Origin of the sequence: Paraburkholderia mimosarum LMG 23256 = NBRC 106338 (assembly GCF_000739815.1) — a bacterium.
GTDB classification, from domain to species: Bacteria; Pseudomonadota; Gammaproteobacteria; order Burkholderiales; family Burkholderiaceae; genus Paraburkholderia; species Paraburkholderia mimosarum.
The window spans coordinates 23,205-48,322 of sequence record NZ_BBJJ01000025.1 but is presented as its reverse complement, the minus strand read 5'-3'; the positions used below and the strand labels follow the sequence as shown (position 1 = coordinate 48,322).

20 protein-coding genes are annotated in these 25,118 nt (G+C 62.7%); 9 read left to right on the top strand and 11 right to left on the bottom strand.

Annotated features, from left to right (window positions below):
* Positions 1-49: 49 nt before the first annotated feature.
* On the top strand, positions 50-1,039 hold the full coding sequence (locus tag BMI01S_RS19390) for a D-alanyl-D-alanine carboxypeptidase family protein (protein ID WP_081723454.1): 990 nt from the start codon (positions 50-52) through the stop codon (positions 1,037-1,039).
* 416 nt (positions 1,040-1,455) lie between these two features.
* Positions 1,456-2,148, top strand: a complete 693-nt coding sequence (locus BMI01S_RS19385; protein WP_042290207.1) for a DUF3313 domain-containing protein — start codon at positions 1,456-1,458, stop codon at positions 2,146-2,148.
* Between the two features lie 160 nt (positions 2,149-2,308).
* Here BMI01S_RS19385 and BMI01S_RS19380 read toward each other — a convergent pair whose 3' ends face one another.
* The 4 genes from BMI01S_RS19380 to BMI01S_RS19365 form a co-directional block, all read right to left on the bottom strand.
* Positions 2,309-3,070: a bestrophin-like domain gene (locus BMI01S_RS19380; RefSeq protein WP_028212827.1), complete on the bottom strand. Its 762-nt coding sequence runs from the start codon at positions 3,068-3,070 to the stop codon at positions 2,309-2,311.
* Positions 3,071-3,221: 151 nt separating this feature from the next.
* Entirely contained in the window at positions 3,222-4,139 is a 918-nt protein-coding gene (locus BMI01S_RS19375; protein ID WP_028212826.1) for a hypothetical protein, read from the bottom strand.
* An 11-nt stretch (positions 4,140-4,150) separates the two neighbouring features.
* Positions 4,151-5,011 carry a DUF2092 domain-containing protein gene (locus BMI01S_RS19370; RefSeq protein WP_028212825.1) on the bottom strand — a complete coding sequence of 287 codons (861 nt, stop codon included), beginning with the start codon at positions 5,009-5,011 and terminating at the stop codon, positions 4,151-4,153.
* A gap of 48 nt (positions 5,012-5,059) precedes the next feature.
* On the bottom strand, positions 5,060-5,359 hold the full coding sequence (locus tag BMI01S_RS19365; RefSeq protein WP_028212824.1) for a hypothetical protein: 300 nt from the start codon (positions 5,357-5,359) through the stop codon (positions 5,060-5,062).
* Positions 5,360-6,402: 1,043 nt separating this feature from the next.
* Here BMI01S_RS19365 and BMI01S_RS19360 point away from each other — a divergent pair.
* The 6 genes from BMI01S_RS19360 to BMI01S_RS19335 are packed head-to-tail and all read left to right on the top strand — an operon-like array spanning position 6,403 to position 15,882.
* Positions 6,403-7,701: an efflux RND transporter periplasmic adaptor subunit gene (locus tag BMI01S_RS19360; RefSeq protein ID WP_081723455.1), complete on the top strand. Its 1,299-nt coding sequence runs from the start codon at positions 6,403-6,405 to the stop codon at positions 7,699-7,701.
* A gap of 12 nt (positions 7,702-7,713) precedes the next feature.
* Positions 7,714-10,932: an efflux RND transporter permease subunit gene (locus BMI01S_RS19355; protein ID WP_028231413.1), complete on the top strand. Its 3,219-nt coding sequence runs from the start codon at positions 7,714-7,716 to the stop codon at positions 10,930-10,932.
* Position 10,933: 1 nt separating this feature from the next.
* Positions 10,934-12,427 carry an efflux transporter outer membrane subunit gene (locus BMI01S_RS19350; protein WP_036019502.1) on the top strand — a complete coding sequence of 498 codons (1,494 nt, stop codon included), beginning with the start codon at positions 10,934-10,936 and terminating at the stop codon, positions 12,425-12,427.
* Entirely contained in the window at positions 12,424-13,713 is a 1,290-nt protein-coding gene (locus BMI01S_RS19345) for a paraquat-inducible protein A (protein WP_036045334.1), read from the top strand. Before BMI01S_RS19350 ends, BMI01S_RS19345 begins: the two co-directional genes overlap by 4 nt.
* Positions 13,688-15,298, top strand: coding sequence for a PqiB family protein (locus BMI01S_RS19340; protein WP_028212820.1), 1,611 nt, complete (start codon positions 13,688-13,690; stop codon positions 15,296-15,298). Before BMI01S_RS19345 ends, BMI01S_RS19340 begins: the two co-directional genes overlap by 26 nt.
* Positions 15,295-15,882 carry a PqiC family protein gene (locus BMI01S_RS19335; protein ID WP_028212819.1) on the top strand — a complete coding sequence of 196 codons (588 nt, stop codon included), beginning with the start codon at positions 15,295-15,297 and terminating at the stop codon, positions 15,880-15,882. Before BMI01S_RS19340 ends, BMI01S_RS19335 begins: the two co-directional genes overlap by 4 nt.
* A 35-nt stretch (positions 15,883-15,917) precedes the next feature.
* Here BMI01S_RS19335 and BMI01S_RS19330 read toward each other — a convergent pair whose 3' ends face one another.
* The 5 genes from BMI01S_RS19330 to BMI01S_RS19310 all read right to left on the bottom strand — a co-directional run bounded on the left by BMI01S_RS19330 (position 15,918) and on the right by BMI01S_RS19310 (position 20,110).
* Positions 15,918-16,202 (bottom strand): hypothetical protein, encoded by a 285-nt coding sequence (locus BMI01S_RS19330; RefSeq protein ID WP_028212818.1) that lies wholly within the window; start codon positions 16,200-16,202, stop codon positions 15,918-15,920.
* A gap of 94 nt (positions 16,203-16,296) precedes the next feature.
* Positions 16,297-17,097, bottom strand: a complete 801-nt coding sequence (locus BMI01S_RS19325; RefSeq protein ID WP_028212817.1) for an NAD-binding protein — start codon at positions 17,095-17,097, stop codon at positions 16,297-16,299.
* Positions 17,098-17,117: 20 nt separating this feature from the next.
* Positions 17,118-17,810, bottom strand: a complete 693-nt coding sequence (locus BMI01S_RS19320) for a DUF3313 domain-containing protein (protein ID WP_028212816.1) — start codon at positions 17,808-17,810, stop codon at positions 17,118-17,120.
* A gap of 396 nt (positions 17,811-18,206) precedes the next feature.
* Entirely contained in the window at positions 18,207-18,947 is a 741-nt protein-coding gene (locus BMI01S_RS19315; RefSeq protein WP_028212815.1) for an acetoacetate decarboxylase, read from the bottom strand.
* Positions 18,944-20,110, bottom strand: coding sequence for a patatin-like phospholipase family protein (locus BMI01S_RS19310; protein ID WP_028212814.1), 1,167 nt, complete (start codon positions 20,108-20,110; stop codon positions 18,944-18,946). The genes BMI01S_RS19315 and BMI01S_RS19310 overlap by 4 nt, the downstream gene beginning before the upstream one ends.
* Positions 20,111-20,395: 285 nt before the next feature.
* Here BMI01S_RS19310 and BMI01S_RS19305 point away from each other — a divergent pair, with 285 nt between their 5' ends.
* Positions 20,396-22,879 carry a penicillin acylase family protein gene (locus BMI01S_RS19305; RefSeq protein WP_036045337.1) on the top strand — a complete coding sequence of 828 codons (2,484 nt, stop codon included), beginning with the start codon at positions 20,396-20,398 and terminating at the stop codon, positions 22,877-22,879.
* Positions 22,880-22,905: 26 nt separating this feature from the next.
* Here the strand turns inward: BMI01S_RS19305 and phaC are convergent, their stop codons facing one another.
* Complete coding sequence (phaC, locus tag BMI01S_RS19300) at positions 22,906-24,627, bottom strand: class I poly(R)-hydroxyalkanoic acid synthase (protein ID WP_028231415.1); 1,722 nt, start codon at positions 24,625-24,627, stop codon at positions 22,906-22,908.
* Positions 24,624-25,112, bottom strand: a complete 489-nt coding sequence (locus tag BMI01S_RS19295) for a MaoC family dehydratase (protein ID WP_028212812.1) — start codon at positions 25,110-25,112, stop codon at positions 24,624-24,626. Before BMI01S_RS19295 ends, phaC begins: the two co-directional genes overlap by 4 nt.
* Between the last annotated feature and the right edge of the window lie 6 nt (positions 25,113-25,118).

Here is a 25,118-nt window from a genome sequence, read left to right as displayed (position 1 = left end):
GCACGTTAGACCCGCCATCGTCTGACCGACGTCCCAAGGTGTGAACGAGATGAAAGACTTCCTCTGCGCGCTACTGTTTGCCTTCGCGCCGTTCGTCGCGTGGGCCGATACGCCATTCCTCTACTCACGTAGCGCAATCGTGTACGACGTCGGGCGCGGCGAGGTCCTGCTGGAAAAGAACGCCGACGCGGCTCAACCGATCGCATCGATCACCAAGCTCATGACGGCGATGGTCGTGCTCGACAGCGCGCAGGCGCTGGGTGAAACGGTGACCGTCGACAACGAAGACATCGACCGCCTCAAGCACTCGGGATCCCGCATTCCGATCGGCGCGTCGCTCGAACGGGGCGAGATGCTGCGCCTCGCGCTCATGTCGTCGGAGAACCGCGCGGCGTCTGCGCTATCGCGGGCGTTTCCCGGCGGCCAGCCGGCGTTCGTCGAGAAGATGAACGAAAAGGCGCGCGCGCTGCATATGGCCAGCACGCACTTCGACGATCCGACCGGGCTTTCGCCAGACAATCTCTCGACGGCGCGCGACCTCGTCAAGCTGGCGGGCGCCGCGGCGCGCTATCCGTTGATCAGCGAGTACACGACGCTGCCCCGTTACGAAGAGGCGATCGGCACGAGGACGAGGTTCTATCACAACACCGACCCGATAATCAGCTCAGACGATTGGGACGTGCGGGTCGCGAAGACGGGCTATATCCGCGAGGCTGGACGCTGCATCGTGGTGGAGGCCAACATGCCGAATGGCCCGGTGATGATCGCGCTGCTCGGCTCGCAAACGGGGTGGGGGCGGGCCGCCGATCTCGTCACGATACGCCGCTGGCTGAACGGCGACGAAACGCCGGTCGTCGAGCCGCGCTATTACGCAAGCGCGGGTCAGCATCATCACCGTGCGATGCTCGCGCATTCGCGGCGGGTCAACGTGAGATTCGCATCGTACCGGACCGCTTCGGCGTCCGGCGCACACCGGCAGACCTTCAAGCACCAAGCCGGCAAGCGGGAACATCATACGGTTGTCGCTTCCGTGGGCTGAACGCGCATCCGCACACTGGATCCCGCAGTATTCCCTTCGCCAAACTTCTGAAGCTTTCAACGCTAACGCAATGATTGCGGTCAAGCGACGTGGCCCTTTCAAATAATAACGGGCGAATAGGACCAAAGGCCGATAGGCTTGCGACTGAAATACGACTTCAATTGTCACATCACGAAAGTGAGGCCACGGGCCCGTGCCAGGGCGCATGCAGAAGGGCAATCCAGATATCGATATGCAATCATTTACGCGGGCGGTTCGCGTTGGTGATTATCTCTGCGTAATCTGAGGCATGCGGACGAAAGAATGAACGGCCAGAGTCCGTGTGCGAGTGTCGAGCGCTGACTGTTTCTTTTTCTTCTGCGGTAAGTGACCGCATTACAAACCCCGCGCGGGCGTGCAAACTGGAGGGCGAGGCGATGTCAAGAAAAAGCATATCTTCTCTGCTGGCGGTGATGTCATTGGTCGCCTGCGGCAATGTCACAACCCAGCAACCGGTTGCCGATGTCCAGAAGACAGCGCGATCAGGATTTCTCACCGATCCTTCCCTGCTGCAACCGGGCAAGGAAGGGGAAGCGGCGCTTCGCTACATCAGGCCAAATGTAGACTGGAATTCCTACACAGGAATCTTCCTCGAGCCGGTGGTGTTCATCAGCGATCCCAGTTCAAAGATCGACGCGACGGAGCAGCAGGTGTTGACGAGCTATTACTACAACGTCTTGAAGACGCACCTCGCAACAGTGCTCCCGATCGTCGACCACCAGGGCCCGCACACTCTGGTAGTCCGTGCCGCCCTGACTGACGTCAAGGGCGATACGCCGGGATTGCGCACCATCTCGGTGGTCGTCCCGCAGGCCCGTTTGCTGAATGCGGCGCAGAGCCTCGCGACGGACACCTATGCCTTCGTCGGTTCGGCGAAGAGCGAAGGCGAGATCACGGATGGCGGAACCGGGCAGATTCTCGCCGAAGGGGTGGACGGCCGCTCGGGTGGAATGAGCATGCAGAATGCAGGTGAAGGGAAATGGGGGGACGCAGAGCACGCGATGGATTATTGGGCGGAGCTGACGGCCAAACGCCTGAGGCAAGTTAAGTCGGGCGGCCCAGCCTCCTGACCCGCCATTATTCTTACCGAGTGGCGCTCGCCGATCAGACGTCGTCGAGTGCCACGCTGAAACGCGATCAGGACTACGAGTCAAGTTACAACGGCATCGACAAAGCGAATATGCACATTTTCAGCATGCCGTTTCGACGACTTTCGCTGGCTCCTCGCGATTACTGCCCGAGCACCGTGAGCGCCTCTCGCATCGGGTCGAGTGAGACCCGCATCAGCCCGTCGAGCGGCGTGTTCATTTCGAGGATCAGGTAAATCGCAATCGACGTCGAGAGCGCACCGAGGAACAACGCGATAGTCACCGTCATATTGGGCGCCGTGAACACACCAAAGGCGCCGAAAATGATGCACAGCCACAGCACGAGGCTTACGAGAAGCGGAATCGGTGTGCTGCCGCTCGCCTGAAGCAAGCCCAGTTCGCGTACCGCAAAGATGCTGTCGGCCATTTCGATTGCGTGCGCTTGCAACCGGCGTTGCGTCTCGTTCTGCGGGGTGAGATCCTGCAGCTTTCGCTGGAAAAATTCGCCGCGCTTGTAGGCGTCGGGGGTGTGCAGGCTGGCGAGCTGGGCAGGATCGTTCGACGACATGATCTGTACGCCCCGCGCGACGCTTTGCTTCAACAGCGCGCGTACGTCGTTCGCCTGCGTTCCATATTGGGCCAGCACGCGATCGAGCAGGATGATGTCGGCGGCGTCGCGTGTGACCTCGCTGCTGACCGTGTCGAACGAACTCTTCGCCGAGGAAATCAGCAAGCCCAGCACGAGCGCGGCCAACGTGGCGACGAGGCCGACTGCCAGCTTGACGACGCCGATCGACTCATCGCTGAGATGGTGGTCCGGAAGCCGGCCGTGCAAATACATGCCCAGGATGGCGCTGCAAAAGATACAGACAAATACGATCAACGAAACGCCCAGATGTTGCATTGTCCGGTTCTCCGTTCGTGAGCGGCAGCACGATTGAATGAACTGATTTCACTATTGCCGCGCGAGCGAGTGGGCAACCGCGCAACCCTTGCGGTTCAGGCTCGTGTTGTCGTGTGTTAGCCGTTCCTCGTATGTGCGTTCAGGAATCGCTTCAAGGCGTCGGCACCACGCGGTAATAGACGCCGTTCGCACCGTATGAAGGTTTGAACCAGGTATTTCCGCACAGGTAATAGGTTCCTCCCTGTACAGAGGGCATGGTGCAGCCCGCAGGCAACGTCGCGTAGATCGCGCCCATCGCATAGTTTGCGCTTGCGGGGACGGTGGCCGGTGCGGCCGCGGCGGCACCCGCCTGGTAGCCGGAGTTGTAAGCGGTCGTAGCGGCTGCCTGCGTGTTTGCCGACGCAATCGCGGCCCCCGCGGCAGCACCGACCGCCACGCCGGCAGCGGCGGCACCCGCGGTGGACCAGCCGCCGCAGTTGTAGCAGCTCGAACCGTAGACGTTGACCGTCGTTGGCGGATGGTAGGACGTGTACGTCGCGCCGTAGTAGTTGCTGTGATACGCGGTGGCCCCCGACGAGTTCGTGTAGGTCGTATAGCCAGAGCCCGCCGCGTGGGTGGCGGTGGCGCCATTGGCCGATGTGGCGGTCGTGCCCTGACCGTAGGTATGCGTTGCGCTGCCGCCTGATGGATTCGTGTAGGTGGTCTGGCCAGAACCCGCCGTGTGGGTAGCGGTGTCGCCGTAGCGGTTCGACGCCGTGGTGCCCTGGCCGTACGTATGCGTGGCGCTGCCACCATACGGGTTGCTGTAACTCGTCTGCCCCGATCCTTGTGTGTGAGTTGCGGTGTCGCCGTAGCGATTGGTCGCGGTGGTGCCCTGGCCGGGCGTGTGGGTCGCGCTGCCGCCATACGCGCCGCTGCGGGTCGTCGGCGCCGTTTCCGCTGGGCGCGCTCCCATCTCACCGCCTCCCTCCGGACGCGACCAGCCGCCCGCATGCTGCCATGCGCCGGCGAGTCCCGAGGCGAGCGCCGTGATGAGGAGGCCCGCAAACTGGAGGACTGTTGTCTTCACGATGTGCCTCCTCAGTGGGGATCCGAATGGGTCACATTGGGTGGAGGGATGAAGCCGCGCGCATTGGACGCATCGGGACGCTCGAACGCTATGCGCGCCGCGCCGGCCAGATTGGGCGGCTGGAATGCTTGCGCGGGCACCGGTGCGTCCAGTGTCCAGTTCGAAAGCGCCAACACATGGCGCAGACGGGCGGGGTCATTGAGGTAGACGGCATAGATCCGGCGCGGCAGCTTGTCCTCGGCGCCGATCCAGGCCTGCACGAATACGTCGCCCACGACGTAGGCGATCATGTCCGTCGTCGTATCGCCGACCACACTCGACTGACCGATATAAAACGCGATCTTCAACCGGCTCGCGATGTCCTTGTAGGGATCCGCGACGACCACGTCCGTGAATGGAAAATAGATCTCGCCTAGGTCGTACGCTTTCTCGAGCGCAGCGTCGATCGTCGGCGGCGCGTCGGCCACGGAGAACAGCTTTTCCGCCGGCGCCAATGCGGTAATCGTCTTGCCGTCGTAGTAGAACTCCGAGCGCGGTCCGTCACCGAGCGTGATCACGCGCAGTTTGTCCGGCCGCTGCATCGTCACCTCCGACTTCGTGGAGTAAATGAGCGGCGGCCCGAGGCGGCTCGGATTTTCGTAGGAGACGATGGCCGTGAAAGTCATCGTCTTCGCGGCGGCAAGCCGTGCGCTTGCGGCCTTCAGAATATCGATCGCACGCGGGTCCAGCCCCGGCTCGAAGTCGGGCGCGCTGGCTTGCTGAGGCCGCGAAGCACTCCTGGCCGGATTTTTCTGCTGCGCGCCACCGCTTGTTGCAACGCAGAGGCACAGCATGGCAAAGATCAGGTACGACGCAAGTTTCCGGCATGTCATCGCGGCCTCCTTGATGCGCGCGGGGCGCTTGCAGCGGGCAGACGGCGCTCAGGGAATCATCCCGCACTCGAACATCTTGTTCGCGACAGGCGCGGCCACCCGGTCGATAAACGCCGCGCGCATCTGAGGCTCGTTACGCATCACCTGTATCGCGTTCTCCTCGGCCTGCGGCCTCGGGTGACCCTGCTTCGCCGCGCGTTCCTGCCACAGCTGCTCGCAGCTCGATGTCTGATACTTCTGCACGACCCGGTTGGCGACGGCGTCCAGCATCGGATATTGCTGGGCGAATGCGCTGCTCGCGAGCAATATCGCCGATGCCATTAAAGGTAATAGCACGCGATTGTTCATGATTGACTCCCGGTTCGTCATCGACAGCGATAAGAAAGATGAAGGTATGCGAGCATCGCGAACGCTAACCGGTGCCCAATTACCCGGTTTATCCCTTGAGTATCCGCCGGGCGATCGCAACCACCGGGAAAGCCTACGGAATTAAAGGCAAAACCGATAGTGGACCTTGGTCCTATATATAGGCTGAAATCGTCGCGCGGTGTGCTCGAAAACGATCTGCTGAAATGAGAGTTGGCGCGACAGGATTTCTGCAGTGCGTGAGGAAATAGATCGTGACGACCCATTTGGCGCGGCGTCGAGCGCGCGCTAACCCGGAAAAGTTTATTCCATGAATTTCGAGAAATTATTGTCTGCGTAACACGTTAGCTAAAATTATTTTGCATACGTATATTCGAAAATCGTGATTTATGTGTGACGAATAAGTTTGCATCGTCAGTAGATTGGCACACCAGAAATGCTGGTCCAGCGAATCGCTGCACTATCGTGCAACCCCATCTGACCACGGCGCACCGGACGGCGCCCCTGTACGGACGGCGCTCGGCAGGCGCCCGACCCGCGAATCGACGGTCGGAATGAGTGCATGAATATCGGACCAAAGTCTCATTGTGCATTCCTTGTTCGGTCGCGACACTTGACCGAAAGCGGCCAAGTGAGCATCCGGCCCCGTATCCCATTCAGAGCTGCCATGTCAGGGGCGCGGTCGACGTTGGAACAACGCGCACTGGATTCGTAAGATGAAATGAAGGGTTGAGTTCCAGCCCGGGCACGGTGATCGGGGTCTGTGGCCAGCAGCCGGTGCAGCGCATTGGCGTCGGGAGCGGACGCAGACCTCGCAGAAAACCGAAGCGTCGCAGCGCGGGTCGCGACGGTCGAGCGAGCCATGACGGATCGCACGAGCGGCACGAGTGTCGAGGTCATGCTGAGGAATAAGACATGAATAGAACGGCGGTAGCCCGATCCAAACTTCGTTCCATGTGCCTCGCGCGCCTCGAAGCCCGCGGGCGCATGTCGCGCCTGGGAACGGCTCACTGCGGGAGGTCCATATGAGCGGCCCGTTTCCTTCCACGCGTCGATCATCGGCGGCATACGCGTTCTGCCGGAGTGCCCTGCCACTGACGCTCATCGCCTTGGCGCTGGCGCTCTCTGCCGGTTGCAAGAAGGCTTCCGATCCGCCGGCGCTCGGCGCGCCGGAAGTCACGGTCATGAAGGTCGTCGCGCGCGACACTCCGGTTGACATCGAGTTCACCGCACAAACGCAAAGTTCGCGCGAAGTCGAAATTCGCGCGCGCGTAGACGGTTTCCTCGATGAAAGAACCTATACCGAAGGCCAGGAGGTGAAGGCCGGCCAGACCTTGTTCAAGATGGACCCGAAGCCATTCGAGGCTGCCTTGCTGACTGCACAGGGTCTGCTGGCACAGCAGCAGGCGAGGCTCACGGTCGCGCAGCAGAATCTCGCACGGGTCAAGCCGCTGGCAGCGCAGCACGCATTGAGCCAGAAGGATCTCGACGACGCGATCGGCAACGAGAAGCAGGCGCAAGCCGCGGTGATCTCGGCGCAAGGTCAGGTCGAGACCGCGAAGCTCAACCTTGGGTATACAACGATCAAGTCGCCGCTGAGGGGTCTGGCGAGCTACGCGCGACAGCAGGACGGAAGCTATCTGATTGCGAACGCGTCCGGCCTCCTGACCTATGTCTATCAACTCGATCCAATGTGGGTGAACTTCAGCATTTCCGAAAATGAAATGCTCCGCTTTCAGGACGAGGTGGCGGCTGGCAAGCTGATCTTTCCGCCAAAGAGCGAATTTGTCGTGACAGTCGATCTTGCCGACGGTTCGGAGTTTCCACAGCACGGCACGATCAGTTTTGCGAATCCCGCATTCAGTACCGAAACCGGGACGTTTCTCGTGCGCGCCGTTCTCGCCAATCCCAAGGGCACACTGCGTCCCGGTCAGTTCGTGCGCGCGCGCGTTTCGGGGGCGGTACGGCCGGGGGCGATCCTCGTGCCGCAGCGCGCGGTGTTGCAGGGAGCGAAGAGCCACTTCGTCTGGGTCATCGACCAGGAGTCGAAGGCGAAGCAACGCGTCGTCGAAGTGGGTGACTGGAACGGCGACAACTGGTTCATCAACGATGGCCTCAGGGCCGGCGAACGCATCGTCGTGGATGGTGCGATCCGTGTCGTGCCGGATGTTCCGCTGAAGGTCGTGGGTACGCTCGCTTCGACGGAGACCGGCGGCAAGAAGGTCGTCGAGAAGGGCGGGGCTTCCGAGCCGCAGGTGAGCGCAGCTGGCGGGGCAATGCCTGCACCCGCGGCGCCTCGCGCGGCCAGCGGCGCGTCGCACTGAGGGCAGGTCTCCATGAATATCTCCCACTTCTGTATCGACCGGCCGATTTTTGCGTCCGTCATTTCAATCGTCATCACGCTTGGCGGCGCGTTGACCCTGTTCTCTCTGCCCATTGCGCAGTACCCGGACATCACGCCGCCGCAGATCACGGTATCGGCCACTTACCCTGGAGCGAGTGCCGAAGTTGTTGCGAACAACGTCGCCGCGCCGATCGAGCAGCAGGTCAACGGCGCGGACAACATGATCTACATGTATTCGTCGAGTTCGTCGACGGGCAACCTGACGCTCAATGTCTTCTTCGAGATCGGCACGAATCCTGAACTCGCGCAGGTCGACGTGCAGAACCGTGTGAACCTCGCATTGCCGCAACTCCCGGAGAGCGTTCAGGCCCAGGGGATCCAGGTCCAGAAGAAGTCGAATGCGTTCATGATGGTGATCGCGATCTACTCGCCGGACGAGCGATTCGATCCGACCTATATCGCGAACTACGCGAACGTCTATGTGCTCGACACGCTCAAGCGCATACCAGGCGCCAACCAGTCATCTATCTTTGGGACACCTGACTACGCGATGCGAATCTGGCTGAAGCCGGATCGCATGGCGCAACTCGGCATTACCGCGGGCGACGTTCAGAACGCCGTGCGCGCCCAGAATCAGGAATTCGCGGTGGGGACGGTCGGCCAGTCACCGACGGGCAGCGCGGTCGAGCAATCGTTCGCGGTGACGACGACGGGGCGCCTCGCAACCCCCGTCGAGTTCGACAATATCATCATCCGCGCAGCGAGCAGCGGAGCGGCTATCGTCAGGCTCAGGGACGTCGGCCGGGCGGAACTCGGACAGAAGAGCTATTCCAATCGCACCACCTTCCAGGGCAAGCCGGCGACCGTTATCGCGGTCTATCAGCAGCCAGGTGCGAACGCGCTCGACGTTTCGAAGCAGGTGCGCGCGACGCTCGCAACGCTGAAGAAGTCGTTCCCTGAGGGGCTCGACTATCAGATCGCAATGGATACGACGGATTTTACGCGCGCATCGATCAGCGACGTGATTCACACGTTCTTCGAGGCGCTCGTGCTGGTGGTGATCGTCGTGTTCGTGTTCCTGCAGAGCTTGCGGGCGACGATCATCCCGGTGATCGCGGTTCCCGTGTCGATCGTCGGCACCGCGATGGGGATGGCTGCGCTGGGATTCTCCATCAACATGCTGACGTTGTTCGGCATGGTGCTCGCGATCGGCATTGTCGTGGACGACGCGATTGTCGTGATCGAGAACGTCGAGCGCAACATGACCGTCCACGGGCTGAGTCCTAAAGATGCGGCCAAGCGCGCGATGGACGAGGTATCGGGACCGGTCGTGGCGATCGTGCTCGTGATGTGTGCCGTGTTCGTCCCGGTCGCATTCCTCGGTGGGATCACGGGACAGTTGTACAAGCAGTTTGCGATCACGATTGCGATTTCCGTGGTGCTCTCCGGAGTCGTGGCGCTGACACTCTCGCCCGCGCTGGCCGCCATCCTGCTCAAGCCCACGCACCAGGAGAAGAAGGGCTTCTTCCGCTGGTTCGAAAACAAGTTCACGCAGATGACGGCGGGCTATGGGCGTGCCGTGCAGTTCATCATCAAGCGTTACGTGATCGGCATCCTCGTCTTCGCGGGCGTTATCGTGCTCGCGGTCCTGATGGCCAGGTCGATTCCGGGTGCCTTCCTGCCGCCCGAGGATCAGGGCTATCTGCTTGGCGCGATCATCATGCCGGACGCGGCCAGCCTCGACCGGACCGCGGCGGTCGGCGACAAGGTCACCGACCATTTCATGAAGCAACCCGCGGTCAGCAGCATCACCGTTGTAAATGGCTACAGCCTGCTTGACAGCCAGAACAAGTACAACGCGGGCACGTTCTTCGTCGGCCTGAAGGGCTTCGATGAGCGATACAAGTTCTCGAATATCAGGGAACAGAACGCGCGGGCGGTCTTGATCAAGGCCTACGAGACCTTATCGAAGGTGCAGGAGGGCATCGTGGTGCCGGTCAATCCGCCGTCCATTCCCGGCCTCGGGACGACGGGCGGCACCGAGATGTGGATCGAAAGCCAGGGCGACGGGTCGATTCAGCAGCTCGCAGGCGTCGTCCAGGATTTCGTGACCAAGGCGAAGGCGCGGCCGGAGTTGACCGGCGTGACCTCGACGTTCAACGCGGCGTCGCAGCAACTGCGCGTGAATGTCGATCGCGATCAGGCAGAGACGCTCGGTGTGCCGGTCGAGGAGGTGTACAGCGCCATGCAAACCATGTTCGGCTCGCTCTACGTGTCGCAGTTCAATAAAGACGCGCGGCTGTGGCAGGTGATCGTGCAGGCCGATCCGCGCTACCGTCTCACGCCGCGCGACCTCGACCAGATCTACGTGCGCAGCCGCACCAACAACATGGTGCCGATCAAGGCGGTCATGACGTACCGGTACGTGACAGGCCCCGACCTCGTCACCCGGTTCAACAACTTCCCTGCCGTGAAAATCACAGTGAACGCGGCACCGGGCTACAGCTCCGGACAGGTGATATCGACCTTGCGGGAGCTTGCCGCGCAGATGCCGCCGGGTTACTCGGTCGGCTGGAGCGGTGAGGCGTTCGAGGAGATCAAGTCGGGCTCGACGGGGAACCTCGTATTCGTGTTCGGCATCATCATGGTGTTCCTGATCCTTGCGGCGCAATACGAAAAGTGGTCGTTGCCGTTCGGCGTGCTGATGGCGGTGCCATTCGCCCTGTTTGGCGCGCTGCTCGCGATTCTGCTGCGTGGGCTCAATAACGACGTGTACTTCCAGATCGGCTTGACGATGCTGGTCGCGCTCGCCGCGAAGAACGCCATCCTGATCTTCGAATTCGCGGTGCTGAACCGGGAGCAGGGCAAGTCGCCGTACGATGCCGCGCTGACCGCGGCCGAGGAGCGCCTGCGTCCGATCGTGATGACCTCGCTCGCCTTTATCCTCGGCTGCGTGCCGCTCGCCATCGCGCTCGGCGCCTCGCAGAACAGCCGTCATTCGATCGGTACGGGTGTGATCGGCGGGATGCTGGGGGCAACCGCCATCGCCGTCTTCTTCATCCCGATGTTCTACTGGGGCATCGAATCGATTGGCTCGCGCAAGACCGGGGGCAAGGAGACGCCTCACACGGGGCCCAGCGCGCCGCCCCCGAATACGGGCGGACCCGGCTCCCAGCATGCCTCGCCTTCGGCGCGGCGCGAGGGAGAGTGAAATGCGTGCCGCCCCATACGCGCGTCTCTCCATGATGCTAGTGCTCGCAGGCTCGCTGTATGGCTGCCTGCTCGGCCCCGACTACGAGCGACCGAAGGTGGCCGTGCCCGCGACATTCCGGTTCGATTATGGAGACGCGGCCGACGTCGTCAACACGGCGTGGTGGGAGCAGTTTCAGGATCCCGTCCTCGATGACTTGATCAAGACTGCGCTGGAGAACAACCTCAACGTCAAGCAGGCGGCCGCGCGCGTCAACGAGTTCCTGGGCCAGTTCGTGAGCACACGTTCTGCACTCTTCCCGCAAGCGAGCGTCGGGTTGAATGCGACGCGCGAGCGCGCAACGCAGAATGGTCCCGTACCGCTACCCACTGGCGCCTCCCCTGTATTCAACGAATTCCAGGCCGGCATATCGGGCTTCTGGACGATCGACCTGTTTGGTCAGGTGAGGCGTGAAACAGAAGCCGCGCGCGCCAATGTGAGCGCTGCCGAGGAGGCGCGCCGCGCGACCATCCTGACGCTCGTTGCGCAGGTCGCCTCCTCGTACATCGTGCTGCGCAGCCTCGACAGCCAGCTCGAAATCGCACAACGCACACTGGGGAGCCGGGCCGATTCCGTGCATGTGTTCACACTGCGTCTGCAGTACGGCCAGACCTCGGAGATGGAGCTTGCGCAGAGTCAGTCCGACTATGAGGCGACGGCGGCAAACATCCCGCTGCTCGAGCAACAGATCGCGCAGCAGGAAGACGCGCTCTCGGTGCTGCTTGGCAGCAATCCCATGCCGATCCTGCGTGGCCGCGCGCTGGGCGCGCTGGCCACGCCCGCGGTGCCTGCGGGGGTGCCGTCGGACCTGCTCAATCGTCGGCCCGACCTGCTACAGGCAGAGCAGAACCTGATCGCACAAAACGCATTGATCGGCGCGGCGCGCGCCTTGTACTTCCCGCAGATCTCGCTGACGGGATTCTTTGGCTCGACCAGCACGCAGTTCTCGAGTCTGTTTACTGGCCCGGCGCGAGTGTGGTCGTTCGCCGGGGCCGTGACCGCGCCGATTTTCACTGCTGGCAACATCTACGGGCAGAACAAACAGGCCGACGCGCGGCAGCAAGAAGCGCTCTTCGCCTACCAGAGCGCCATCCAGGTCGCGTTCCAGCAAGTCGACGACTCCTTGATCGCGGTCCAGAAGTCGCGCGAGCAACTGATAGTCCAGGGCAGGCAGGTCGAGGCGCTGCGCAAGTATCTGCGGCTCGCGAGCGCGCGCTACGAAGGTGGTTATACGAGCTACCTGGAGGTGCTCGACGCCGAGCGCAATTTGTTCAACGCCGAAATTCAGTTCACGCAGACCCAGGCGGCAACCCTGACGAACGTCGTCAACCTCTATATGGCGATGGGCGGAGGCTGGGTTGTTCAAGCAGAGCAGATGACCGTGCCGGCCTCGGCACCCGCACAGTCGCAACCGCCAGCCACATCTGCGCAGCCTGTCGCACAGGTGTCCCAATGACCCGTGGGAAACTTATCGCCTGTCACGAATGCGATCTCCTGCAGCGCGAGGTGGCCGTGCCGGAGGGAGGGGCGTTGCGATGCCGGCGCTGCCGCGCCGAGCTGTACCGGGAACTGCCCGGCAGTCTCGATCGCGCGCTCGCGTTTTCTCTCGCCGCCGTTGTGCTCTTTGCGGTGTCGAACCTCTACCCGATCGTTGGTCTGTCGGTCAACGGCACCGTCGTCGAGACGACGCTGCTGGGCGCCGTGAGCGTGCTGTATCACGACGGAAAATGGCCGATCGCGGGCCTGGTATTCGCGACCACGTTTCTGATGCCGGTCTTGCAGACCGCGAGCATGTTGTGGCTGCTGATACCGCTCAAGTTCGACCGTGCTCCGTGGGGCGGTCCGGCCATATTCCGGCTGTGCCATCTCTGTCAGCCGTGGGGCATGACCGAAGTGCTGATTCTCGGCTTGCTGGTCGCGCTCGTGAAGTTGTCCGCGATCGCTGGCGTGGTGGTGGGTCCCGCGCTCTGGTCGTTCGGTGCCCTGATGTTCGTACTGGCGGCGGCTGGCTCCGCATTCGATACACGTAACCTGTGGTCGCGCGTCGCCGCAATCCAGCACAAGAGCGCTGAAGCGGACGTGGACGAGGCGTCGCTGCAAGGCGCAGCTACCGCAGCGCGATGCGGTCTCGCCCTTTGTCACGATTGCGGACTGCTCGCCAGCGCGCCGCGTCACGCACACGCGTTCGATTGTCCGCGCTGTGGCGCGCCAATGCACCTGCGCAAGCCCGCAAGCCTCTCGCGCACGTGGGCCTTCCTGACCGCGGCGATGGTGATGTACATCCCGGCGAATCTGTTGCCCGTGATGTACACGAACTCGCTGTTCGGCACGGAGAACGACACGATCCTCTCCGGTGTCGTCTATCTGTGGACGTCCGGGTCATGGCCGCTGGCAATCGTCGTGTTCGTCGCGAGTATTGCCGTGCCAATGCTGAAGATCCTCGCGCTCGCTTACCTCGCGATCTCCACGCAACTGCACTCGCGCTGGTACGCCGTGCAACGCACGCGGATCTATCGGGTGGTCGAGTTCGTGGGGCGCTGGTCGATGCTCGATATCTACGTCATCACGATGCTCGTTGCACTGGTGCAGTTCCAGGCGCTGGCGACCATCCAGGCCGGCAACGCGGCGATCGCATTCGGGGCGGTGGTGGTGCTGACGATGTTTGCGGCGATGGCGTTCGATCCTCGCCTGATATGGGACGAAGCGGAGCGCGATCATGCCGGCACCCGACAAAGAGCCTGATTTCCCCAATGCGGATGCGGTGCCGCGATCGCGCTGGCGCCTGCAAATCGTTTGGCTCGTCCCGATCCTCGCGGTCCTGATCGGCGGGTGGCTCGCCGTCAAGGCGGCCATCGACAAGGGGCCGACAATCACGATCAGCTTCTTGACAGCCGAAGGCCTCGAGGCGGGAAAAACGAAAATCAAGTTCAAGGACGTCGACATCGGCATCATCAAGTCCGTCACGCTGACACCCGACCACGAGCGGGTCATTGCGACAGCCCAGATCAACAAGGATGCGACGAACATGCTCGTCGACAACACCCGGTTTTGGGTCGTGCGCCCGCGCATCTCCGGCGGGACGGTCTCCGGGATCAGTACGCTCCTGTCCGGCTCCTACATCGGAATGGATGTCGGAAAATCCAGGACCGAACGCCGCGATTTCGTCGGACTCGAAGTCCCGCCTGTGATTTCGAGCGATGTGCCCGGACGCGAATTCATCCTGAAGAGCACGAATATGGGCTCGCTCGACGTCGGCGAGCCGGTGTACTTCCGAAGGCTGCAGGTCGGACAGGTCTCCGCCTACAAGCTCGATCCAGATGGCCACGGTGTGACGCTGCGGGTATTCATCAACGCGCCGTATGACAGGTTCGTCCTTGCGGACACCCGTTTCTGGCATGCGAGCGGTGTTGACGTGACGGTCGGGTCGAATGGCATCCAGGTGAACACGCAGTCGCTGGTGTCGATCTTGATCGGCGGCATTGCATTCGAATCTCCGCCGGGCGCGCGTGATGACACCGTCGCTGCGAGCGGCTCGACCTTCACGCTGTTTCCCAATCGGGACGACGCGATGAAGGCGCACTATCACATCGTCGTCAAGTACGTTGCCAATTTCGCTGAATCGGTCCGGGGACTGACGGTGGGCGCGCCAGTCGATTTCCGTGGCATCGTGGTGGGCGAAGTTACGGCGATCTATACGCGCTTCGATCCAAAGACTGAGAGATTCACGATACCGGTGGAAATAGACCTTTATCCGGAGCTCTTCACTTCCCACTATCAGAGCAACGCCGGCGGCCGCATAAGCAACGATCCTCACGCGCTCGCGGATCGTCTGGTCGCGAAGGGGCTGCGGCTACAGCTTCGAACGGGCAATCTGCTGACCGGGCAACTTTATCTGGCCGCCGACTTTTTCCCCGACGCGCCAAAAGCCACGGTCAACTGGGAGTCGTCGCCGCCGGAACTGCCGACGATTCCCGGAAACCTCCAGCGGCTGCAGGACAACGTCACGGAACTCGTGGCGAAGCTGAACACGATTCCGTTTGGCGCCATCGGCAAGAATACTCAACAGACACTTGCCAGTGCGAAGACGCTGCTCAACGATCTCGACACCCTTGTCGTCCCGCAGGCGCAGGGCACACTGGCTGCAGCGCAGACGGCGCTCAATACGGCCAACAACGCATTGAAACCCGACTCGCCGCTACAGCAGAACACAGCCGACGCGGTACAAGAGCTTGCACGCACGGCTACCGCATTCCGTTCGCTCGCCGATTATCTCGAGCAGCATCCGGAGGCGTTGATTCGAGGCAAGAAGCAGGAGGCCCACCCGTGACACGCGCCCTCGCACCCCTCTTCATGGCCCTGGTGGCGTCGCTCGGCGGTTGTGGAAACTCGCCGACGTCGACCTATTACCGGCTAAAGCCGGACGCGGCACTGACCAGCATGGGCACTGAGATGCCGCAGTATGTGGTGGTCAATCCTGTCACGATTCCCGAGCTGGTCGACCGGCCGCAGATCGTCGTCAGCGTTGCAGGCAACCAGGTGTGGCCCAACGAGTTCGAGCGCTGGGCCGGGCCGCTGAAGGGCAACATCCAGCGTACGCTGGCCGGGAATCTTTCGATCCTGCTGGGTTCCGAAAACGTGAGCACGTACGGGGCGGACTCGAGTGATTTGCCGACGTGGCGCGTGCGTGTCGACGTCATGCAGTTCGACTCCGTGCCTGGGAATATGGCCACTATCGAGGCGCTGTGGACGATCTGGCCTCCCGGCAAGGCGACGCCGATCGTCGGGCGCACGCTCGCACACGTGCCCGCGCAAGGGCAAGGCTATGACGCGCTTGTCGCCGCGCACGATCACGCGCTGGGCATGGTCAGCCAGGATGTGGCAGCGGCGATTCTTAAAAATCTTCCGCGATGACCGTCGCGCGGCGCCGCATGGCCCGACGAGCGTGTTCAGTTGCAACCGTGACTGGTCGCGGTCTTATAACAGGTCGTTCCGCCCGGCCCCTTGGCGACGCCTTTTCCATTCATTGTCTTCGCTTCGCCGCCATGATTGGTCTGGGTCGTTCGAACGCCATTCTGGTTGACCTGCGATGTCCAGGCCGTGCCCGTATTCCGGTTATAGCCCCCGGCAGTCTGCCCATTGCCACAGACGGTCTCACCACGGGCATTCGTCGCGCATTCCGCGAACGCGTTCGTCGAAATCATCACGCACGTCAGTATGATGAGGGTTTTCATTTCAGCCTCCTGCGGTGATACGCGAGTGGAATGACATACTTCGGGGCAACTCAGGCACGATTGCGAACGAGGTGTGGCTCGTACAAGATTATTTTCACGATACGGCCTGCGTACGAGCGCCGAGTTTTCCGATCAGTGCATTGGCGATGATGTCATCGCCAATGACGACATCGGTCGCTCCGGCGTCCTCCAGCAGCGCTTTTCTCAAGCCGTTTTCGCCGGGCACGCTGATCGGCAGCGACCGGTTCAACGATTTCGCCAGCAGCGTGATGGCCACGTTGGCGTCGCCATCGGGGCTCGTAGCAATGAGCGCCTTTGCGCTGTCGAGGCGGGCGCGGCGCAGTGCGTCGTCGAAGACGTCTGCGGCGCCGAGGATGACGAGGTTGCCGTTCTCCGCAGCCTTGTCTGCGAGCGATGCGTCGACTACCAGCACCAGCACGGTTTCGCCCGCTTCGCGGAGTTGCGCGCTTACGCGCTGCCCCAGCGAGCGGTAGCCCACGACCACGACATGTCCGGCGAGCCGCTCGAGTTGACGTTCCATGGCCCGGTTCTCCCTGTAAGCAATTACGTCGTCTCCGGACAGAATTCCGGTCAGCCTCGATATGGAAAACGCGGCAACGAACATGGTCACGAGCATTGCCGCGAGCATGAAGACCTTCTGGCGCTCGTCGAACTCCGAAAAATCGCCCAGTGTCGTGGTCAGGTTGGCCGCATCCCAGAGCGCGGTGAACAATCGGGTATGAAAAGGAGCGGTCGACTCGTCCAGCAACACGAGCCCGCCAGTCGCGGCGACGAGCACCAGCACGAGCATGGCAACGGCATGTCGGGCACGACGGCGCCATTCGTGCACCCGAACCGCGCCAAGGCGTGGTTCGTCGATGCGGTAGATCCACATATCGCTCTCTTATGGCGCGTTCAGCGCGGCTTTACATACTGTGTGACCGATTTCGAAACCGAGTCGCACCAGTCGTCCATGATCGGCTTGACCGCCTCGAACGTGATGACGGGCATGTTCGAGGCAACGCGCTGCAACCGCTCGCCCGTGTGCGTGCGGACCGACTTGGACAAGACCTCGCCGGAGACACTGTCCGTGGCGATTGCCTCGACCAGCAGCTTCGCTTGCTGCGGTGCGCCCGCTACCGTATTGACAGCCATCGTGGCGACGAAGGCCATGGGTACGACCTGGTACGGCTTGAGCCCCTCTGCCGTGCTGGCGACGCCGGTGACGGCCACGTTCAGTTTCACGACGCCAGGACCCGGCGTATCGACGACGCGCACGCGCGAAGCGATTGCCTGCTTCAGACAAGTCGTGCCGTAACTGCGTATCTGATCGATTGTTGCCTGGCTCAACTGGTCCGTGGGCTCGGCTTTGGGATACATCGTGAGCGGCTCGACAATGACGGCATGGTAGGAAGCCGGATTGAGCCTGGGGCTCACGTAGCGCAAGAACGTTTCTCCTTTCGGGTCCTGGGCCTGCTGGAGATTCGAATAATCTCCGAGGAAGCCTGAGTACTGCGTTTGGGTCGGAACGTTGTTGCTTGCACATCCGGCAACGAGCAGGACGGTGGCCGCCACGGTAATCACACCACGATAGGTCGCATTTCTCATCTTCGCACCTTTGTTCGCCTGTCAAAACGCTGGAAGCCCGTTCCCGGGCACCGAGTGGTCGATTTCCCCCGTGGCATCCCGTTATGAAGTCGCGGAGCCTTTGGGAAGGCTAAGGCGGTGGGCGATGATCAAATTGACTTAGGTCAAGCGGTTGCCGCTCGAGGGCGGCTGCGCAAGGCACTCAGCTGTTCTTTTATCGACGGAAATTCTCCGCTTGTATTCGTATAACTAAGTATCTGGTTACCGTTGGGATTCGCAAGTAACCGGCATACCCGAATGAAGCGGGCCGTTTCGTGAAGTGCTCGTAGAGTTTGCGCGACCGGGAGCGCCGGGCCTGCTTCGACGCGAGGGCCCTGGCCGCCGGGGCGGCCATTGCCGTACGCGTTGCGACAAGCGTCACCGTGCCAGATAGTCGTGGACCACCGTGCCGAGCCCGAGCGTCAGATCGGTCAGGATATGCAAGCCGGAAATCACCTCGAGTACCGGCAGCGCCGCAACGGGCGCAAGCGCGTGATGGAACAATTCGATTGCAGCGGGACCCTCCCAGGCCCCCTTGACGGTAATGTCCTCGCAAAAATATCGAACCAGTTCGCAAATCCGTGGCGTGCCGTCGACGTGTGGAATGATCTTCAGCAGATAGTTTGGCGCGGACAGCGATGCGAGAATCCTGTCGTGCGGCAATGGGCGATACTTGTAACCCATTGTGGCGACCGCGATCGGTACCGGGCCATATCGCAGCACACCGCCGATCGTGTCCTTTTCGACGCGCAACTGGGGCGACGCAAGCTTCTTCGGAAATCCCCAGAGTTCGCGTCCGCCCGTGATAGGCGCCATGTCGTCGAGGTACATGGCGTGCACGTAGCTACCCGGCTGGCCCTGGAAACGTACCGGTATCACCTGTCCGCTCTCGGTGTAGTCGCCGAAGCCGGTAGAGTTCGGCATCCGGATGAATTCGAACTTGACGATTGGCTCGGTCATCTCCAGCGGCGCGGGGATCACCTCGGCGAGTATGTCAGGGTCGGTGCGGTAGGTGACGATGAGAAATTCGCGGTCCACGAAACGGTACGGACCCGGGGGAAACGCGGGGCTGGTGAGCGGCATCGCGAATGCGCGCTCGATCACTTCGGATTCTTTCATCGTGGTGACTCCTTTTCGGACTTCGTTGTGAGGTCGCAGACGTAAATGCCTTGGGCCATCTCTATCGCGTCGCGCCATGCCTCGGTGGCGATTGCGTGGCGAACATCACCGAGGCCGCCTTCCCATAAGTCCTGCACGGTCGCGCGAGAAAACTCGTAGTCCTTGAAGTCGGACGAGTGCGTGTCGTGGCGGTTGGTCAAGCGCACGAGCAGGACCTCACCACGCGTACTGATCGCGGCGAGCCGTTGGACATCGGGGTCGGACTGCGCGTGCTCGGGCAGCATTGCCAGCACCCGCCGCAGCGACGCGCGCAGCTCCTCCTGCTGATTGATGCGCGCCGCGTTAAAGCGGGTCTTGCTGGCGTACTGCAGGTCTTTCATGCGCTCCTGTACCTGATTGATGTTCTCCGGGAACGCGCCCGCGCCGCTGAACACGTCGACTTGCAGCACGAGGCCGCTTTCGCGGTAGGCTTCGTCAACCACATACCACAGCGGCGTGTTCGACGAGATGCCACCGTCCCAGTACCATTCGCCGTCAACGTGCACGGGTGGGAAACCCGGCGGTAGCGCCCCGCTCGCCATGATGTGCTCCGGCCCGATCTGTATTTTCGTGTTATCGAAATAGACGGACTCCCCGGTGCATATGTTGACTGCGCCGAGCGACAGGCGCACTGCCTTGCTGTTGATGAGGTCGAAGTCGACAAGCTCGTTGAGCGTGTTACGCAGAGGCTCGGTATCGTAGAAGCTCAATGCGCCAATCGAACCCTTTGGAGCGATAAGGGGTGACATTAGACGGGGTGAGAAAAAGCCTGGGATGCCAAACGATACCGCCGAAGCGGCGCTACAAAAATTCAGGAAAGGGCGAATCGAATCGATCGACGAAGGCAGTGTAAAAGGCGACCACGCCGACGCGCGCTCCCAGAATTCACGCAGCCTCTCGACGCGGCGCTCGGGCGGATTGCCGGTAATCAGGGCAGCGTTGATTGCACCGATCGACACGCCCGCGACCCAGTTCGGAACGATGGCCGTTTCGGCAAGCCCCGCGAAAACCCCCGCCTGATAGGCGCCGAGCGCGCCGCCACCTTGCAGGACGAGGATCGTGTTATCAAACCTGCCGACGGGCAGTGAGTGGGTGGACGATTCGGCTTTCTGTGGACGGGCCATGGTTGTCCCCGGCTGCGGGTGATCCCGCCTGCGCGGCACGCGTGCGCAGTGGGGAACCACTGCGATCAGGAGGGTAACCGAAGCGTACGTCGTTCCCTCCGCGCGAACAACCGGACCTTGGTCCTATTCGGCGCGGGTCTGGGCCTGGCGAAGCGCGAGCGGCCAGCAAGGCACCCCAAATACGCAATCGATTGTCTGCCACACGGCCGTGCTATGGTCGTACGGTTTCCGGCCGGTCTGGTTGCCGCGCCATGAAGCGATGAACAACGACCCGCCCGACCCGCAATGATCCGTTCGAGCCTCTTTCCGCAAAAGCGGCGCCGCGCGTGGCCGCTGACGGTGCTGTCCATCGTCGTCATCGTCGTGGCCGCCGCGGTGCTGGCGGCCTGGTTGACATTGCGCGCCAGCCTGCCGCAACTCGACGGCGCGCACGCGGCGCCGCTCTTCGCGACCGTGACGATCGCGCGCGACGCGCTCGGCGTGCCGACGGTGCAGGGCCGCACGCGTGACGACGTCGCGTACGCGAGCGGCTTTATCCACGCGCAGGACCGCTTCTTTCAGATGGATTTGCTGCGCCGGGTGGCGGCCGGCGAGATGGCGGCGCTCATCGGACCGGCGGCGCTCCCGCTCGATCGGCGTGGCCGGCCCTTGCGTTTTCGCGAACACGCGCAGGCGGCGCTCGCCGCGTTGCCCGCGAACGAGCGGCAAGTCATCGAGCGCTATACGGCAGGTGTCAACGACGGCTTGCGCTCGCTTCGCGCGCGGCCGTTCGAATACTGGGTGCTGCGTGCGCAACCGGCCCCGTGGCGCGCGGAGGACACACTGCTCGCAGTCTATGCGATGTACTTCGACCTTCAGTACGAGCAGGTGACGCGCGCGCTGTCGCGCGCCGCGTTGCGCGAGCGCGCCCCGGCCGGGCTGCTCGCGTTCCTGCTGCCCGCGACGAGCCATTGGGATGCGCCGCTCGACGCGCCGGGCGCAACGGCGGCGCCGTCCGGCGCGCTGCCCGCGATACCGCCGCCGTGGCTGCACACCATGCGATCCTCCGCCGCCGATGCCGAGCCGGAAGGCAGCGGGCTCCTGAGCAGTGTGTCCGGTTTCGTCGACGCTGGGGGCACGGTCAACTCGACGGTCGGCAGCAACGGCTTCGCGGTCGACGGCGCACATGGTGCGCAGGGCGGCGCGCTGGTGGCGAGCGACATGCACCTCGGGCTGTCGTTGCCGAACATCTGGTACCGGCTGTCGCTGGTCTATCCCGCGCCAGATGGCCGCGAGCGGCGTATTACGGGAGTCAGTTTGCCGGGTACGCCGCTTGTCGTGGCCGGCAGCAACGGCCATATCGCCTGGGCGTTCACGAACAGCTATGGCCGCTTCGTCGATCTGGTCGAACTGCAACGCGATCCGGCAGATCCGCTGCGTTATCGTGTTCCCGGCGGCGGATGGGAGAAGGCGCAAGTGATCCACGAACGCCTCGACGTGAACGGCGGCGCGACTGTCGATCTGCCGGTCGTGCAAACGCGCTGGGGACCACAGCTTGTCGTCGGTCCGCATGCGTATGCCTTGCATTGGGTCGCGCAGGATCCGCAGGCAGTCAACATGAACCTCATGCGGCTCGAAGGCGCCACCAACGTTGCCGACGCGTTGCACGCCGCGCAGACCTTCGGCGTGCCGACGCAGAACTTCACGGTGGCCGACGCGCAAGGCCATATCGGCTGGACGCTTGCCGGGCCGCTGCCGCGCTTCCTGGATGCCGACGTGAACGCGGCGGCGCTCACCGGTTTTCCGTTCGGCTCGAGCACGTATGCCGGTTGGCAAGGGTATCTGCCACCCGAGGCGTATCCGGTTCGCGTCGATCCGCCGGCCGGCCGCATCTGGACCGCGAACAACCGGACACTGCCACTAGACGAGGCGGCACGCATTGGCGACGCGGGCACCGATCTCGGCGCACGCGCGACGCAGATCCGCGACGATCTGCTGGCGCTGCCGCATGCGAGCGAGCGCGACATGCTCGCGGTGCAGACCGACGACCGCGCCCTCTGGATCGAATACTGGCGACGCATCGCGCTCGACTCGCTCGATGCGCGCGCGCTCAGCGGGCATCCCGAGCGAGCGGAGTTCAGGCGGCTCGTTCAAACGTGGGATGGACGCGCGGATGCCGACGCGGTTGGCTACCGGCTGGTGCGCGCGTTCTACTACTCGCTTTACGACGCATGGTTCGGCGCGCTGGACACGCAGATGAGCGAGGTTGCGCCGCTAGTCAGCTATCGCGCGGCGAACACGCGTTGCGAAGCGACGATGGAGACGCTCGCCGACCATCACGCGTGGATACCGGAAGGCCTGGCGGACTGGCGCGCGTTCGTGCTGGACAGGATCGATCGCGCGATTGCGCAGTTGCCGAAGGGCACGAAACTCGAAGATGCGCGCTGGGGCGAGCGCAATCGCTCGGCGATCGCGCATCCGTTCGTGCGGATGCTGCCGGCGTGGCTACCTTGGGTGCGCGAATGGCTCGGCACGCCGCGCGATCCGCTGCCTGGCGACACGAACATGCCGCGCGTGCAGTCACCGGCGTTCGGCGCGTCCGAGCGTTTTGCCGTCTCGCCGGGGCGGGAGAAGGACGGCATCTTCGAGATGCCGGGGGGGCAGTCGGGAAACCCCATGTCGCCGTATTTCATCGCGGGGCATGAAGCGTGGGTGCATGGGGACGCCGCGCCGTTCGTGCCGGGCGCGGCCGTTCATACGCTGACGCTCACCGCGTCTGGCGCGCGCTAGGCCGCGGGTGAGCGACGCGTGCGCGCTCAGTCCGCACGCGCCTTGACGTAACGCCCGGGTGCAGGCTCGATCGGCTGGAACTGCCTGCTTCCCAGCTTCGCGCGCGCCTTGACCTTTCCGCCTGCGTGCGGTTGCAGCCACGCGATCCAGTGATTCCACCAGGTTCCAGGCGCGCGCTGCGCTGAGGCGAACCATTCATCGGCATCGCGTTCATGATCGCCGGTAGCAGCGCCCTCGGCCCCGCCGTCGATCTCGCCGTCGATCCAATAGCACCGCTTGTTCTTCGTCGCCGGATTGATGACGCCGGCGATGTGTCCGCTTGCCCCGAGCACGAACTGAACGTCGCCGCCAAGCAGTTGTGTGCTGCGCCACGCCGATTGCCACGGAACGATGTGATCGTCCTGGGTCGCGAGCACATAGGCCGGCATATCGACGCGGCCCAGGTCGACCGGAACGCCGCACATCGTGAGCTTTCCGGGCACGCGCAGGTTGTTCTCGAGGTACATGTTGCGCAGATACCAGGCGTACATCGGGCCGGGCAGATTGGTGCTGTCCGAATTCCAGTAGAGCAGGTCGAACGCAGCGGGACTTTTGCCCTTCAAATAGTTGTTGATGACGTAAGGCCAGATCAGATCGTTGGCGCGCAGCATCTGGAACACGAAGCCCAGTTCGCGGCCCGGATAGATTCCGCCGCTTCCTAACGATAGTTCGCGCTGCACCACGGTCTGCTCGTCGATGAACACGCCCAGATCGCCTGGGTCGGTGAAGTCGAGCATGGTCGTCAGCAGCGTCAGGCTCGCGACCTTGTCTTCTTCGCGCGCGCGGATCACGGCAAGCGCCGAGGAGAGGATCGTGCCGCCGACACACCAGCCAATGGTATTGACCTTGTCCGCACCGGTGATGGCAAGCGTGGTATCGATCGCCTCCGTCACGCCGGTTTCCAGATAGTCATCCCAGGTGGTCTGTGCCGTCTCGGCGTCGGCGTTGCGCCACGACATCATGAACACCGTTTGTCCCTGCTCGACGGCGAAGCGGACAAAGGAGTTGTCCGGCTGAAGGTCGAGAATGTAGAACTTGTTGATGCAAGGCGGCACGATCAGCAAGGGGCGCTTCGCCACGTGCGTGGTCAGCGGGGTGTACTGGATCAGCTGGAACAGGTCGTTCTCGAAGACGACCGCGCCTTCGGATGCAGCAACGTTATGACCGACCTCGAAGGCGGCCTCGTCGGTGATCGTAATCGTTCCGCGCGCGAGGTCCCCGAGCAGGTTGCTCATGCCGGTGCGAAGGCTCTCGCCGTTCGACTCGATGGCTGCCCGTATCGCTTCCGGATTCGTCGCGGCGCAATTCGTGGGGCTGGCCGCATCGATGAACTGGCGCATGAAAAAGCGCAGCCGGTGCTTGTCGCTCTCTCCGTACGCGGTCGCGCCGACCAGCTCCTCGAGCAAATCGGCATTGGCAACATAGCTCTGCCTGAGCAGGCTGTACCAGCGGTTGCTGCTCCACTCGTCGGCCCGGAACCGTTGATCGCGGCTCGCCTGGCCTTCGACGGTCTGCGCGTCCGAAGAACCGTTCAGCATGCTCGTCCACAAGTTCCACTGCTGCCCCCAGTAGCGCGTGCCGGCCTGGTGCAGGATTGCCGGCGCGACGGCCGTGGCCTTGGGGACGCCGGCCAACGCGCTCATGAAATCTTTCGCCGAGCGGGAGAATCCGTGGATGACCTCGTCTGGCATGTTGAAGTGATTGCTCATTGGCCCTCCAGATCCGCCGTCGCGAGTTCGCTTGCTGAATGTTCGCTAATGTTGCGATCTGCGCGTGACGTCGGCATGACGAGCGCGTCGCCTTCGATGACGACCTTGCCGCGCACCGTGCAGACGGTGTCCAGCACGACGCGGCGCTTGCCGGGAATCAGTTCCCGCACCGTCACGGTTGCCGTAACGGTATCGCCCGGCCTCACCGGCGCCTTGAAGCGCAGGCTCTGTCCGAGATAAATCGTGCCGGGGCCGGGCAGTCGGCCGGCGATTGCCGCGGAAATGAAACTCGCCGTCAGCATGCCGTGCGCGATGCGCCCCTTGAAAGGCGTATTGCGCGAAAACTCATCGTCGATGTGCACCGCGTTGTTGTCTCCCGATGCGCCGGCAAACAGCACGATGTCCGCATCGGTAATCGTCTTTGCGAAGCTCGCACTCATGCCCGGTGCCAGGTCTTCGAAGTCGTATCCTGCAATGTCATTCATAAGAGA